Annotated in this window: 12 protein-coding genes; 11 read left to right on the top strand and 1 reads right to left on the bottom strand. The window is 55.7% G+C overall.

Going from position 1 to position 14184, the window contains the following annotated elements:
* Positions 1-64: 64 nt before the first annotated feature.
* From DIT72_RS05100 to DIT72_RS05085, 4 genes are all read left to right on the top strand, one after another.
* Positions 65-853, top strand: coding sequence for an SDR family oxidoreductase (locus DIT72_RS05100; RefSeq protein ID WP_135954088.1), 789 nt, complete (start codon positions 65-67; stop codon positions 851-853).
* A 51-nt stretch (positions 854-904) separates the two neighbouring features.
* Entirely contained in the window at positions 905-2146 is a 1242-nt protein-coding gene (locus DIT72_RS05095; RefSeq protein ID WP_135954087.1) for a styrene monooxygenase/indole monooxygenase family protein, read from the top strand.
* Positions 2147-2148: 2 nt separating this feature from the next.
* Entirely contained in the window at positions 2149-2661 is a 513-nt protein-coding gene (locus DIT72_RS05090; RefSeq protein ID WP_206081048.1) for a flavin reductase family protein, read from the top strand.
* 64 nt (positions 2662-2725) lie between these two features.
* Positions 2726-3619 carry a SphA family protein gene (locus tag DIT72_RS05085; RefSeq protein ID WP_135954086.1) on the top strand — a complete coding sequence of 298 codons (894 nt, stop codon included), beginning with the start codon at positions 2726-2728 and terminating at the stop codon, positions 3617-3619.
* Positions 3620-3660: 41 nt separating this feature from the next.
* Here the strand turns inward: DIT72_RS05085 and DIT72_RS05080 are convergent, their stop codons facing one another.
* Positions 3661-4128 (bottom strand): winged helix DNA-binding protein, encoded by a 468-nt coding sequence (locus tag DIT72_RS05080; RefSeq protein ID WP_135954085.1) that lies wholly within the window; start codon positions 4126-4128, stop codon positions 3661-3663.
* 275 nt (positions 4129-4403) lie between these two features.
* Between DIT72_RS05080 and DIT72_RS05075 the strand changes: the two genes are divergently transcribed.
* The 7 genes from DIT72_RS05075 (at position 4404) to DIT72_RS05045 (ending at position 14070) form a co-directional block, all read left to right on the top strand.
* Entirely contained in the window at positions 4404-5537 is a 1134-nt protein-coding gene (locus DIT72_RS05075; protein WP_135954084.1) for an LLM class flavin-dependent oxidoreductase, read from the top strand.
* Positions 5538-5617: 80 nt separating this feature from the next.
* A complete protein-coding gene (locus DIT72_RS05070) occupies positions 5618-6091 on the top strand; it encodes a flavin reductase family protein (protein WP_168355019.1) in 474 nt (157 codons plus the stop codon).
* Positions 6092-6136: 45 nt separating this feature from the next.
* Positions 6137-6751 carry a malonic semialdehyde reductase gene (locus tag DIT72_RS05065; protein ID WP_135954082.1) on the top strand — a complete coding sequence of 205 codons (615 nt, stop codon included), beginning with the start codon at positions 6137-6139 and terminating at the stop codon, positions 6749-6751.
* A 197-nt stretch (positions 6752-6948) separates the two neighbouring features.
* A complete protein-coding gene (locus DIT72_RS05060; RefSeq protein ID WP_135954081.1) occupies positions 6949-9312 on the top strand; it encodes a bifunctional salicylyl-CoA 5-hydroxylase/oxidoreductase in 2364 nt (787 codons plus the stop codon).
* Positions 9313-9426: 114 nt separating this feature from the next.
* Complete coding sequence (locus DIT72_RS05055; protein ID WP_135954080.1) at positions 9427-10209, top strand: cyclase family protein; 783 nt, start codon at positions 9427-9429, stop codon at positions 10207-10209.
* 55 nt (positions 10210-10264) lie between these two features.
* The gene (locus DIT72_RS05050) at positions 10265-12457 is read left to right on the top strand and encodes a thiamine pyrophosphate-dependent enzyme (RefSeq protein WP_135954079.1); all 2193 of its coding nucleotides are present in this window, start codon (positions 10265-10267) and stop codon (positions 12455-12457) included.
* Positions 12458-12480: 23 nt separating this feature from the next.
* Positions 12481-14070 (top strand): indolepyruvate oxidoreductase subunit beta family protein, encoded by a 1590-nt coding sequence (locus DIT72_RS05045; RefSeq protein WP_135954078.1) that lies wholly within the window; start codon positions 12481-12483, stop codon positions 14068-14070.
* The last annotated feature ends 114 nt before the right edge of the window (positions 14071-14184 follow it).

The following is a 14184-nucleotide window of genomic DNA, read 5'->3' as shown; positions in this document are numbered from 1 at the left end:
CTTAACGAACTGATGCCCGCCCGGGGCTACAGTGCCAATCGCTGATCGAGTGGAGGAAGCGGAAATGGAATCACTACGTAATCGCAGCGTCATTATCACCGGCGGAGCCACCCTGATCGGCCAAGCCTTGGCCGAGGCTTTTGTGGCGGCGGGCAGTCATGTCGCCATTCTCGATATCGATGAGGAAGGCGGAGCGGCACTGGCTGATCGCCTGGGCCCCAACGCCCGCTTTATTGCGACTGATATCACCAAGGATGATCAGCTGCAGGCCGCGGTAGCTCAGGTAGAGGATGAAGTCGGTGGTATCGACACGCTGATCAACTTAGCTTGCAGCTACCTGGACGATGGTCTGACCTCGTCCCGGGCCGACTGGCTTCAGGCGCTGGATATCAATCTCGTCAGCGCCGTCATGGCAAGCCGGGCCGTTCACCCGGCCCTGTGCCGTCGCGGTGGCGGTGCCATCGTCAACTTCAGCAGCATTTCGGCCCAGGTCGCCCAGACCGGACGCTGGCTTTATCCGGCCAGCAAGGCCGCGATGCAACAGGTGACCCGCAGTATGGCCCTTGATCTGGCTGAAGATCATATCCGTGTCAATTCGGTGTCGCCGGGCTGGACCTGGTCGCGGTTGATCGAAGAAGTCAGTGGCGGCGATCGCCAGCGTACTGATCGGGTAGCAGCGGACTTCCATATGCTTGGCCGCGCTGGGAACCCTGAGGAGGTGGCCCAGGTGGTGCTTTTTCTTTGCTCCGATCGGGCCAGTTTCGTTACCGGCGCCGATTACGCGGTGGACGGGGGCTATTCGGCACTCGGCCCTGAGCAGCGTGCGCCGGCGATCCCACGGCTCGCCGGCTGATCCACCAACAGCCATACGGCTTCAATAACAACAATTTGTGGAGAAATTCCTATGACTCGATCTATTGCCATAGTAGGGGCCGGTCAGTCTGGCCTGCAGACTGGTATCGGCCTGCTCCAGAAAGGCTATCAGGTGACCATGATATCAAACCGAACCGGCGAACAGATTCGCCAGGGGCGAGTGATGTCGAGCCAGTGCATGTTTGATCAGGCTCTGCAGACGGAGCGTGACCTGGGATTGAACTTCTGGGAGCAGGATTGTCCCCCGGTGGAAGGGATCGGTATGACGGTTCCCGATCCTGAGCGCCCTGGTACCAAACTGATCGACTGGGCCGCGCCGCTGGATCGTCCCGCCCAGTCGGTGGATCAACGGCTCAAAATGCCGGTCTGGATGGATGAGTTCGAACGCCTGGGCGGCGAGCTGGTGATCCGCGATGCTGGAATCGATGATCTGGAGGAGCTGGCTGTCAGCCATGACCTGGTTCTGGTGGCGGCAGGCAAGGGCGACATCGTGCGGCTGTTCGAGCGAGACGAGCAACGCTCACGCTTCGATAAGCCCCAGCGGGCTCTGGCCCTGACCTACGTGCAGGGCATGAGGCCTCACAAGGACTTCTCACGGGTGGCCTTCAATCTTATTCCCGGCGTGGGCGAGTACTTCGTCTTCCCGGCACTGACCCTTAACGGACCCTGCGAGATCATGGTGTTTGAGGGCATTCCCGGTGGGCCGATGGACTGCTGGCATGAGGTATCCACTCCTGAGCAGCATCTGGCCAAAAGTCTCGAACTGTTACGGACTTACGCTCCCTGGGAAGCGGAGCGCTGCGAGAACGTTCAACTTACGGACGATAATGGCATTCTGGCCGGTCGTTTCCCGCCGACAGTGCGCAAACCAGTAGCTACCCTGCCTTCCGGGCGCCATGTGCTGGGCATTGCCGATGCCCTGGTAGTCAATGATCCGATCACCGGTCAGGGGTCCAACAATGGTGCCAAGTGCAGCCGTATTTACCTGGAGTCGATCCTGGCTCGTGGCGACGAGGCCTTCGATGAGGCATGGATGCAGGCCACCTTCGAGACTTACTGGCGTTATGCCAGTGAGGTGGTCAGCTGGACCAATAGTCTGCTACTTCCACCGCCCGAGCACATCCTGGAGCTACTTGGTGCCGCCCAGCACTCACCGGAACTGGCCTCCATGCTTGCCAACGGATTCGACAATCCGCCGGACTATATGCCCTGGTGGCTGGACGCCAAGGCCTGCCGGCATCTTATCGACGAGCAACTGAAGGAGGGGGCTTAACCATGACTACTATGACCGCACCTGGTCCGGCTGTAGATCCCGTAGAGGCGCTGGATCCTCTCGCCCTGCGTAACACTCTGGGCAACTTTGCGACCGGCGTAACTGTGATAACTGCGACGGGCGAAGACGGCGAACCCATCGGGATTACGGCTAACTCATTTTCATCGCTCTCTCTGGATCCGCCTCTGATTCTCTGGAGCCTGGGGGTGAAGTCGCCCAACCTTGACGCCTTCATTGAGGGGCGCTGCTTCTCGGTGAATATTCTCAGTGCTGAGCAGGAGGCGCTGGCGATGCAGTTTGCCCGCCCGGCTGAGGACAAGTTTGCGGGTGTCGATGTCCGGTCCAGTGCTGAGGGTGTGCCGCTACTTGTGGAAAGCCTGGCACGGCTGGAGTGTCGCGTCGAGTTCACCCGTGTCGCCGGGGATCACCTACTTATTGTTGGCCGGGTACTGCGCTTCGCCAGCGAAGAGGGTAAACCTCTGCTGTTTTACCAGGGCAGTTTTCAATGTGCCTGACCCCCAATGGCCGGAGCCTTAGGGCTCCGGGTGATAATAACAACACGAAGTGAGTGATAACCTGATGACAATTGTCTCTACCGCATTACGGGCCAGCGTTGCCGGCCTGGCTCTGCTGACTGCAGCCTCGGCCCAGGCCACTGAGGGTGGCGGCTCCGCCTATCCAATGGGCGCCGAGAATTTCCTGATGGGGGCCTTGCCACCACCGGGAACCTATCCATTGCTCTACGCCAATCATTATGCCGCCGATGATCTCCATGATGGTCAGGGCGACAGCCTGCCCATAGACTTCCGGCTGCGTGCCAATGTCGTGGCGCCTCGCCTGCTGTGGGTGACTGAACAGACTATCCTGGGCGGGCAGCTGGTCTTTGCCGGCCTCTTCCCGCTGGTCGACCTGGATGTCACTGTGAATGGCCGGAACGACAGCGATCGTGGAATCGGTGATATCGACCTCACCACGGCCCTGGCCTATCACCACAGTCCTAATCTTCACAGTGCTGTGGGGTTCGATGTCTTTGTGCCTACCGGTAGTTTCGATCGCAATCGGTTGGCCAATATCGGTCGCAACTACTGGACCGTACAGGGGGTCTATGCCGTCTCTCATGTTGATCCTGAGGGTTTCAACTGGGACATCAAACTGATGTATGACTACAATTTCGAGAATAGTGATACCGACTACCACTCCGGTCAGGAGCTGCATGCCGACTATTCCCTGGGCTATGCGGTTCATCCCGGTTGGATTGCAGGGGTCGGAGGTTATGCTTATCGACAGTTGACCGATGATCGTCTGAACGGGACCAATATCGGCAATCGTGGCCAGGCTTTGGCCATTGGCCCGTCGGTGAAGTGGGACAACGGTAAGGGGGCCTTTGTTTCGCTCAAGTATGAGCGGGAACTGCAGGTTGAGAATCGTCCCCAGGGTGACTCCCTGTGGCTCAAGGCGAGCATTCCTTTCTGATCTGAGATCTGACAGGGCGGAGGAGGCACCGACCCCGCCCTTCAGTCAGGGTTGCTGTGACTGACTACATAAACAGCGGCCTGGTCATAGACTCCCTGCAGGAGGTTCAGCAAGCGTCTGGCGCTGTCAAACTGGGCTGATGAATCCCTTTCTTCGGGAAGCATTTGAATCAGCAAGGCCCGGCGCAGGTCTGCATAATCGTCCGTGACTTGTCGGCCCTGATCAGTGACAGAGTAGGCAACGCCTCGGCGCTTTTTCTCTTTACTTTTTTCCACGAGACCGGCTGAAGTAAGTTTCTTTATCGCGTACTGGAGGTTACTCAGGTCGTCCCGCGCCAGTAGCCGAGCGACTTCAGTTAGGGTTTTAGGGCGCTCCTTCATACGAATAATATGAAGTACAGCGTTATCGGTACTGGATAGGGGCTGATGGGAGACTGCTGCGAGACATTCCGACTGCCAGCGCTCAAAAGCTGCAAAGGCGCGGAGCAGTGTATGTTCAAGGTCGGTCACCGAGGTCTCGCGCTCATCTCTAGCCAAATGCCAGTGTCGATCAAGGGGGATAGGCTCTCCCCTCAAGCGCGGTAGGTTGTTCTCGCTCTTATCATCAGTTGCATGCTTATTCGCCACGGCGCTGAGGCCCTCTTATTTTGAAACATTTCCTCTAGCTTAACATCAGATTTAGGGTTCATGATTGTTGACACGTAGAAAGTTTAAACCTAAATTGAATTTACTAGTAAAACAAAAGCAAAAAACAGTGGCCAAAGGCCACAACAGGAGATGTAAGTATGTCGACGCCTATGATCCCGATGCGTAATCGCAATAAGTTTAAGCTGGGTACCTTTTCATCTAACTGTTCCGGTGGCCTCGCAGTAACTAAAGCCCCTGAGCGCTGGGTTAACTCCTGGGAGAACAATGTAAAGCTGGCACAGCTGGTGGACGAGGCGGGGCTGGAGTTCATGCTGCCGATTGCACGCTGGATCGGGTATGGCGGAGAGACTAATTTTCACGGTAGCGTTCTGGAAACGGTCACCTGGGCAACAGGCCTGCTGGCGTTGACCAAGCGAATTAACATTTTTGCAACCGTCCACACGGCCTTCAACCATCCTGTTGTCGTGGCCAAGCAGATTGCGACCATGGACCAGATCGGGAATGGTCGTGCGGGGCTGAACGTAGTTTGTGGCTGGAATAAGCCCGAATATGATGCCCTGGGGACTGATCTGCCCAGCGACCATGAAACCCGCTACGGGTTTGGCCAGGAGTGGTTTTCGCTGGTGCATAAACTGTGGCAGGAAGAGGGTCCCTTTGACTGGAACGGAGATTACTATCAGCTCAAAGATACCTATAGCCTTCCTCGACCGGTGAACCCCCGCGTGCCTATCTTTAACGCGGCAGGATCTGAACACGGTCGCGTATTCGCCACCCGTAACGCTGACTTCCTGTTTACCCCGGCTATCGATCTGGATAAGTCCCGTGAGGAAATTCAGCAGTTGAAAAAACAGGCCCAGGCCAAAAAGCGTGAAGTGGAGATGCTGACGCTCTCCTATGTGGTGTGCCGGCCGACCCAGAAAGAAGCCGAGGAATACCATGAATACTATGCGAATGAAGTCGCCGACTGGGATGCAGTGGACAACATCATCCGCCTGATGTTCGAACATGCCGAATCCTTTCCCAAAGATGTCATTCGAACCCTGCGCAACCGCATGGCGGGCGGTCATGGCGGTTACCCACTTGTTGGCGATCCTGACACCGTGGCGGCGGGTATACAGAAGCTCTACGACACCGGTTTCGCAGGCAGCACTCTGTCTTTCGTGGACTATGTGAAGGAATTTCCTTACTTCCGCGATGAGGTGCTTCCAAGGCTTGAGCGGATGGGTCTGCGCATGCCGATTGCTGAAGCCGAGCGGCAGGAAAATGAATGAATATGGGGGGTTTAAGTATGCAAAAGGGATGGGAAACTCAATCGCCCAGGCATGTTTCGGCCGAGGAGTTCTGTGGCGCCATGCGGCAGCTGGCGGCCTCAGTTGCACTGGCGACAACCGTTCAGAACAACCGGCCGGCCGGATTGACGGTGTCTTCATTCTGCTCTCTGAGCACTGAGCCACCGCGAATCCTGGTTTGTGTAAACAAGAATTCAGCGACCTATCAGTCGCTGAAAATCGGGGCGCCGCTGGCAGTGAATGTTCTGGCCCACGGCCAGAACGCGCTGGCGATGCGGTTCGCGTCCAGCCGGCATTCAGGCGAGTCCCGGTTCGCCGAAGGCAGCTGGAGTACGCTCGTGTCTGGCGCGCCGGTGCTGGCGGATTGTCTGACCACTTTTGATTGTGATATCGCCGAGGTACATGACGGCGGTACGCATGGGATTGTGGTGGCAGACGTGCTTGCTCTTGCTGAGCCCGGGTGCCGGGAACCCTTACTATATTGCGACGGCGGGTTCGGCATGATGAAGCGGAGTCCGGAGAAGTCTGATGCCTGAGGTTCCGGCGGACTCTCCGCACTGGCAGATTTCCGGGAGGGACTGATGAGTACGACAAACAACGGTGCAAGCCGCAAGTTCCTGACTGAAGGTTCGATGGATCTGCTGTTTCGCAGTGCACGAAGCTTCAATGGCTGGCAGGACCGCCCGGTCGACGAGACGTTGCTGCGCAAAGTCTATGACCTGGCGAAGATGGGCCCGACCAGTTTCAATGGTTTCCCCTTAAGGATGGTGTTCATTGTTGGTCAGAAGGCCAAAGAACGGCTCAGGCCTGCACTGGTTGCGGGTAACAGGGATAAGACGATGGCGGCGCCGGTGACCGCTATTTTCGGGTATGACCTGCAGTTTTGGAAGCAGCTCCCAACCCTGAATCCCGCCAAGGATTTTAGTGGTATGTTCCGCGAGAGTGCTGAGCTTTCGGCAGAAACCGCTTTTCGCAACGGCAGTCTTCAGGGCGCTTACTTCATGCTTGCTGCGCGCGCGGTCGGGTTGGATTGTGGGCCAATGTCTGGTTTCGATAATGCCCTTGTGGACCAGGAGTTCTTCGCCGGCACGTCTGTCCATTCTAACTTCCTTTGTAATATTGGCTATGGAGAGGAGAAAACACTCTACCCGCGTAGTCCTCGACCAGATTTCGACGAGGTTTGTCGAATTTTGTAAGGCTGTTTTTTTCCCTGGTTCAATGAGTTGCGGCTTCCATTTCACTGGGCACAGCTGCTTCATAAATTTCAATAGTAAAAAGTTGACAAGTAAAGTATCGAAGTTATACTCAAATTAAAGGGTTGTCGCTTTTACAAGCAAAGATATAACGGCGGAACCTGAGTGAATCAATTGCCAACAGGGGCGAGGGGTAATTCATGAAAATCACGGTAATCGGTGGTGGGCCGGGTGGACTTTACGCAGCCATTTTGATGAAAAAACAATGGCCAGATTACGATATCACTGTCTATGAGCGAAATGCGCCTGACAGCAGCTTCGGGTTCGGTGTGGTCTTCTCTGATGAAACCCTTGGTTTTCTGGACGACTATGATAATCCAAGCTATGAAGCAATCCGTCGCAGCTTTGCTTATTGGGACAATGTCGATGTTCACTTTAAGGGCGAAGTCATTCGATGTGCAGGCAATGGTTTCTGTGGTTGCTCTCGATTGACGCTTCTGCAAATTCTTCAGGATCGGTGCCAGGAAGTTGGAGTTCACCTCAATTTCAATACCGAGATTGAGAGCGTGGATCAGTTCTCCGACAGCGACCTGATCATTGCTGCGGATGGGATCGGCAGTTTCATCCGTGAGCAATACAAGGACTGGTTTCAGCCCCAGGTCGATTTGCGCCGGAACTATTTCTGCTGGCTCGGCTCCTCGCGGGAACTGGACGCTTTCAAATATTTCTTCCGCGAAACTCAGCATGGACCTGTCGTTTCCCATAGCTATCAGTATGAGCCGGGACGCAGTACCTGGGTGATTGAGATGCCACCCGAAACCTGGGAGGGTTTCGGCTTTGGCCAGATGTTGGAAGAAGAATACACGAAGGTCATAGAAGACATTTTCGCGGAAGAGCTGGACGGTCATTCGTTCATCACCAATCGGTCACTTTGGCGAAGATTTCCGGCGATTCGCAATAAGCACTGGGTCAAAGACAATATCGTGTTGCTGGGCGATTCCCAGCATACCGCCCACTACTCCATCGGGTCCGGGACCAAGCTGGCCATGGAGAGCGCGATCGCGCTTTTCGAGGCCATGAAGACGAATTCAGAAGTACCAGCAGCGCTGACTGCCTTTGAGCGGGATCGCCGTACCGATGTCGAGGTTACTCAGCATGCCGCCGATGTGTCGCTTTCCTGGTTTGAAAACATGGGACGCTATTGGGATATGGAACCGCTGCAGTTCGCATTTGGCTGCATGTCGCGTTCGAAAAAGCTCACCTATGAAAATCTGCGACTACGGGACCAGGCTTTCGTCGACCAGTGCACCGAAGTTTTCAACCGACAGGTGCAGGCCGCGGGCTTCGATGTGGATACCGACACGCCCCCGATGTTTACACCCTTCCAGCTAAGAGAAATGACACTGGATAATCGGGTTGTTCTCTCTCCAATGGCCCAATACAAGGCTCAGGATGGAGTTCCAAACGAGTGGCATTTTGTTCACTACGCTAGCCGCGCCATCGGCGGCGCGGCCCTGGTCTATACGGAAATGACCTGCCCATCTCCGGATGCGCGGATCACTCCGGGCTGTACCGGCCTCTGGAATGAAGAGCAGCGTGATGCATTCAAGCGAATAGTCGACTTCGCCCACAATGAGTCAAGAGCCAAAATGTGCATGCAGTTAGGGCATGCCGGACGCAAAGGGTCAACTCAGCTTGGTTGGGACAAGATGGACCACCCACTGCCAGAGGGTAACTGGCCAATCTATTCAGCTTCACCAATTCCTTATCTGCCCGAAAGCCAGGTGCCGATAGAGCTGACGCGGGAGCATATGGATCAGGTAGTTTCAGATTTTGCCCGTTCTGCCCGTTATGCCGACGAGGCAGGTTTCGACATGCTTGAACTGCACATGGCTCATGGCTATCTGTTGGCGAGCTTTATTTCACCGCTCACGAACCAGCGGAAGGATGAATACGGAGGATCTCTGGAAAATCGTCTTCGCTTTCCCCGTGAGGTGTTTCATGCCGTCCGTGAAGTCTGGCCTGCAGAAAAACCCATGTCTATTCGCGTTTCCGGGGGAGACTGGCATGAGGGAGGTTTGACTACTGAGGATCTTAAGGAGCTCGCGGTTGTGTTCCGGGATGCCGGGGTTGACCTTATCGATGTATCCGCTGGTCAGACGGTCGCGGATCAGAAGCCAGTCTATGGACGCATGTTCCAGACTCCTTTTTCTGACCTTGTTCGCAACGAGGCAGGGGTCAGCACTATAACCGTTGGCAACATCACATCCGCTGATCAGGTGAATACTATTCTGGTTGCTGGCAGGGCTGACCTGGTGGCCATGGCAAGGCCTCACCTGAGTGATCCCTACTTTACCCTGCGATCCGCTGCCTGGTACGAACAGAAAAACCAGTTCTGGCCGAAGCCCTATCTTGCAGGCAAGTTCCAGCTGTTACGACAGTCAGAGAAGGAGCGGGATGAACTGGTCGAACTGAAGACAATGGCCCGGCCCCGAAGCCACGAGGTGATTGCACCGAATGAAAAGCTGGAGGCTGGTGTCGGGCCCGCAAAAATATCCTCCTGAATGCGGGCGTTATATCAAAGGCAGTAATACAACAAAAAGGCCGACCATGGACAAGCGTTCTGTTCAAGACGCGGAGTGAATGTCTGTTGATATGGTCATTACGGGAGAGTTGACGTGAATACACAAAAACTGGCTGATTTTGCAGAAGCGCTTGTTGCAGGTGAAATCCGGGTTGTGGATCTGACCCAGACTCTGTCAGAAGACACACCATTGCTGCAGTTGCCGGAGGAGTTCGGTAAGTCCTGGCCATTGCGGATTGAAGAAATTTCTCGGTATGACGAACGGGGTCCTTTTTGGTACTGGAACAATATTTCCTGTGGAGAGCATACAGGCACTCACTTTGACGCACCGATTCACTGGGTCACCGGCAAAGATCACGAGAACAACGCCACAGATACCATTCCAGTACAGAAATTCGTAGCGAAGGCCTGTGTTATCGATTGTTCGGCGCAGGCAGCGGAAGACAATGACTATCTTCTGAGCGTCGAAGCCATCGAGTCCTGGGAGGAGAAACACGGCCGCATTCCAGCCGGGGCATGGGTATTTTTCCGCACGGACTGGTCCCATCGCACCGATCCCAATGAGTTCCTGAACATGGATGAAAGCGGTAGCCACACCCCAGGGGCGAGTGCGGCAGCGATCCGCTTTCTGGCAGAGCAGCGCGATGTGCTTGGTTTCGGTGCAGAAACGGTTGGCACTGATTCCGGGCAGGGTTTTTCCCTCGACCCCCCACTGCCTTGCCATAACATTATGCACGGCACCAACCGTATGGGACTGGCCAGCCTGACCAATCTCGATCAGCTTCCGCCCACCGGCGCGGTGATTTTTGCGGCACCGTTGAAGATCCGGAATGGTTCAGGAAGCCCCTGCCGGGTGTTAGCGCTGGTTCCTTCCTGAAAAGGTTGATTGCTGCCTTGCCGGGTAAATTTTCAATCTGATAATGGGGTAAACCATGGCAGAGAGATCGTTTGTCAACGAAGTTAAAAAGCTCCGCAGCGGTGCCGGGGAGGAGTTCCATGGTGAAGGTATCCTGGCTGTCACGAAGGCGTTGCTGCAATCCGGCGTCGCCTACGTTGGCGGTTACCAGGGGGCACCCATTTCGCACCTGCTGGATGTACTGAATGATGCCAATGACATTCTGGAAGAGCTCGGGGTTCACTTCGAGTCCAGCTCGGGCGAAGCGACAGCAGCCGCCAGCCTGGCCGCTTCTGTAAACTATCCGTTACGCGGTGCTGTAGCCTGGAAGTCTACAGTTGGAACCAATGTCGCCTCCGATGCACTTGCAAACCTTGCGTCTGGTGGTGTAATGGGCGGTGCTCTGATAGTCGTCGGTGAGGATTATGGCGAGGGCTCAAGCATTATGCAGGAGCGAACCCACGCCTTTGCCATGAAGTCGCAGTTCTGGCTGCTGGATCCAAGGCCCAACCTTACCAGTATTGTCGAGATGGTAGAAAAAGGCTTTGAGTTGTCTGAGGCGAGCAGCACCCCGGTCATGCTGCAATTGCGGATTCGCGCCTGCCACGTCCACGGCAAGTTTATCGCCAAGGATAACCAGCGCCCGCCATTGAGTCTGCGCGATGCTCTTGATAGACCGGACAGAGATACAGGCCGTATTGTCCTGCCGCCAGCAACTTTCGTCCACGAGAAGGAAAAGGTCGAAAATCGCTGGCCGGCCGCTCAGGAGTTCATACGCAAACATGGACTCAACGAAGTATTCGATGGCACCGAAGACAATATCGGGCTGATACTCCAGGGTGGTCTTTACAATAGCGTGATTCGTGCGCTGGAAAAGCTCGGGTTGGCGGATTCCTATGGTGAATGCTCCATACCCATGTATGTGCTTAACGTCACTTACCCACTGGTGGATGACGAGGTGCGGAAATTCTGTACCAATAAGCGAGCGGTCCTCTTGATAGAAGAAGGACAACCTGATTTCCTCGAGCAGGCCCTGCATTCGATTCTGCGGAAGGGAGATCTTCAGACCCGGCTTTTCGGTAAAGACGTACTGCCGATGGCGGGAGAGTACACCGCTGCCACATTAATGGGCGGTATGAAGAAGTTTTTGGGCTCGACTGCGCCCCATCTCCTTTCACAACCGGAAGATCGGCTGGAGGGGGTAGAAGCGCAACCTTTAACCTTCAAACCTGAAGCCTGGGAGGACAGCAGCTCACCGGCCAAGTTTGAGGCTCTGAGTGAAGTTGTGCCGGCGCGTCCGCCTGGCTTCTGTACCGGCTGTCCGGAAAGACCCATTTTCACTGCCATGAAGCTGGTTGAGAAGGACCTGGGGCCCCGGCATGTGAGTGCGGACATCGGCTGCCACCTGTTTTCGATTCTGCCGCCTTTCAACATCGGTCATACCACCATGGGATACGGTCTGGGTGGGGCAGGCGCCACCGCCTTCAATGTGCCGGACGCCAGGCGCACGATCAGCGTCATGGGCGATGGCGGTTTCTGGCATAACGGTCTTACCACCGGTGTAACCAACGCTATATTCAATGAGTACGACAGCGTTCTGCTGATCATCGACAATGGCTATTCAGCTGCAACTGGCGGACAGGACATTCCCTCCTCCCATGCCAGCGTTCCGCACCGCAATACCGGCCACTCCATAGAAGAGGCCGTCCGCGGAGTCGGCGCAAAGTGGGTCCGTACATTGACCAACACTTATGATCTTGCAGGCATGCAGAAAACTCTGCGGGAAGCGCTGACCACTGAAGAAAAAGGACCAAAGATCATAATTGCTCAGTCCGAGTGCATGCTCAACCTTGAGCGCCGGGAAAAACCGAAACGTCGTGAGCGGCTGAAAAAAGGGACAAGGGTGGTGCAGAATCGCTTTGGCGTCGACAGCGACACCTGTACTGGTGATAAAGCCTGCATAAGGCTGTCAGGTTGCCCGTCGCTCAGTGTAAAACCAAATCCTGACCCGCTGAGGCCCGATCCGGTAACGTATGTCAAAAACAGCTGTGTGGGCTGTGGGCTCTGTGGAGAAGTGGCCCACGCTGCGGTGTTGTGCCCATCCTTTTATCGGGCGCAGATTGTCTCCAACCCCAATTGGAAAGACCAGTTTGTTGCGCGTTGGCGCGGTAAGTTCATTGGGGCACTCCAGCGCCTGAGTGAGCGGCGATTGGCCAAATACGCGGTCTGAGCAGGATGAGCGAGGAGAGATTTATGAGTACTGGCACGAGGCCAATAACGGTCGCTATATTAGCAATGGGCGGCCAGGGTGGTGGCGTACTTTCTGACTGGATAGTGGATCTTGCAGAACACAACGGATATCTGGCCCAGGCTACTTCGGTTCCTGGGGTGGCTCAGCGTACCGGGGCAACCATATATTACCTGGAAATGTTTCCGGAGGCCGATGCGAAACAACGGGGGCGAGACCCCGTACTGGCCCTGATGCCCATGGAAGGTGACGTTGATGTCGTTATTGCTGCGGAACTGATGGAAGCGGGCCGCGCCATTAGTCGCGGCATGGTCACAAGCGACCGGACCTCCCTGATCGCATCAACCCATCGGGACTATGCGATTGGTGAAAAGATGGCCTTGGGTGACGGTTTGCTGGACCACACCAGGGTTATCGAGGCGGGAGAGGAGGCGGCCAGACATTTCGTTTATTTTGATATGGCCGCTCTTGCTGAGAGCGAGGGTAGCGTTATCAGTTCCGTCCTTTTTGGCGCTCTCGCAGGCGCCAAGGCACTGCCATTTCCACGTAAGGCCTATGAAGATGCCATCCGCCGGAGTGGTATTGGAGTTGAGGCAAGCCTGAAAGCTTTTTCGGCTTCCTACGACAAGGCATGTAAGGGCTCGGAACAGCCAGTCAGCGGAAAAGGCGAGGTTGGCCATTATGTGCCACCGCAGGGAAATGCAGTACAGAAACATCATCCCGCTGTTGCAGCCCTGCTTGATCGCGTCAGGAGGTTGCCTTCGAGTGTTCAGGATCTCGCTGTAGAAGGCGTGCGGCGGCAAATAGACTACCAGGATCCCGAGTATGCAGGCCTGTACCTGGATCGACTGGAATCCGTCAGTCAGCTCGACCGTAGGTACGGTGGTGAAGCACATGGTTATGAGCTTTCCCGGGAAACAGCGCGCTATCTGGCGCTCTGGATGGCCTACGAAGACACCATCCGCGTTGCCGACCTGAAAACCCGCTCTACCCGCTTCCAGCGCTTTCGGAATGAAGTGCAGGCCAAAGACGATCAGGTTGTACACGTCACAGAGTTCATGCATCCCCGTGTCGAAGAGATCTGCGATACCCTGCCGGCTGTCCTTGGCCAGTGGATTCTCGATACAGGATGGGTCCGGGGGTTGATAGGGCGTTTTACAACCAAAGGGCGGCTGATGAGGACGTCTACCGCACTGGGATTTTCTATTCTGTTCGTGACGGCCCGCCTGCGACGTTGGCGCCGTGGAACCCTGCGTTATCGGGCTGAGCAGGCACGGATTGATGAGTGGCTCGCCCATGTCCACGATCTGGTGCCGGTTGACTACAGCCTGGCGCTCGAAGTAGTGCGTTGCCAGCGCCTGGTGAAAGGGTACGGTGACACATTTGAGCGAGGACTGAGAAGTTTGCAACTGATTCTGGCGGAGCTGAAGCAAATAAAGCATTGCGAGCAGCCTGCGGCTATTGTGGACCGTCTGCGTGAGGCGGCACTGGCTGATGAAGGTGGGGACAATCTACGTAGAGAACTAGCGAAGCTGAAAAAAGACAGCTCGGCGGGCCCTGCAGCTATATCACCGGAGGGTTTAGCCCATGTCTGATAGCGGCTGCCTGAGAATTTCCAGGGCTTGGTGCCGGCGTTTGCACTGATCCCAGAGTTCTCCAGCAATGTAAGCCGAGCCAGGTAGCCCCCTACTCTTCCCCGCAAGAGTGTG

The organism is Marinobacter orientalis (assembly GCF_004792665.1).
GTDB lineage: Bacteria > Pseudomonadota > Gammaproteobacteria > Pseudomonadales > Oleiphilaceae > Marinobacter > Marinobacter orientalis.
Note: the sequence above shows the minus strand (reverse complement) of the source record. Positions and strands in the feature narration are given on the sequence as shown.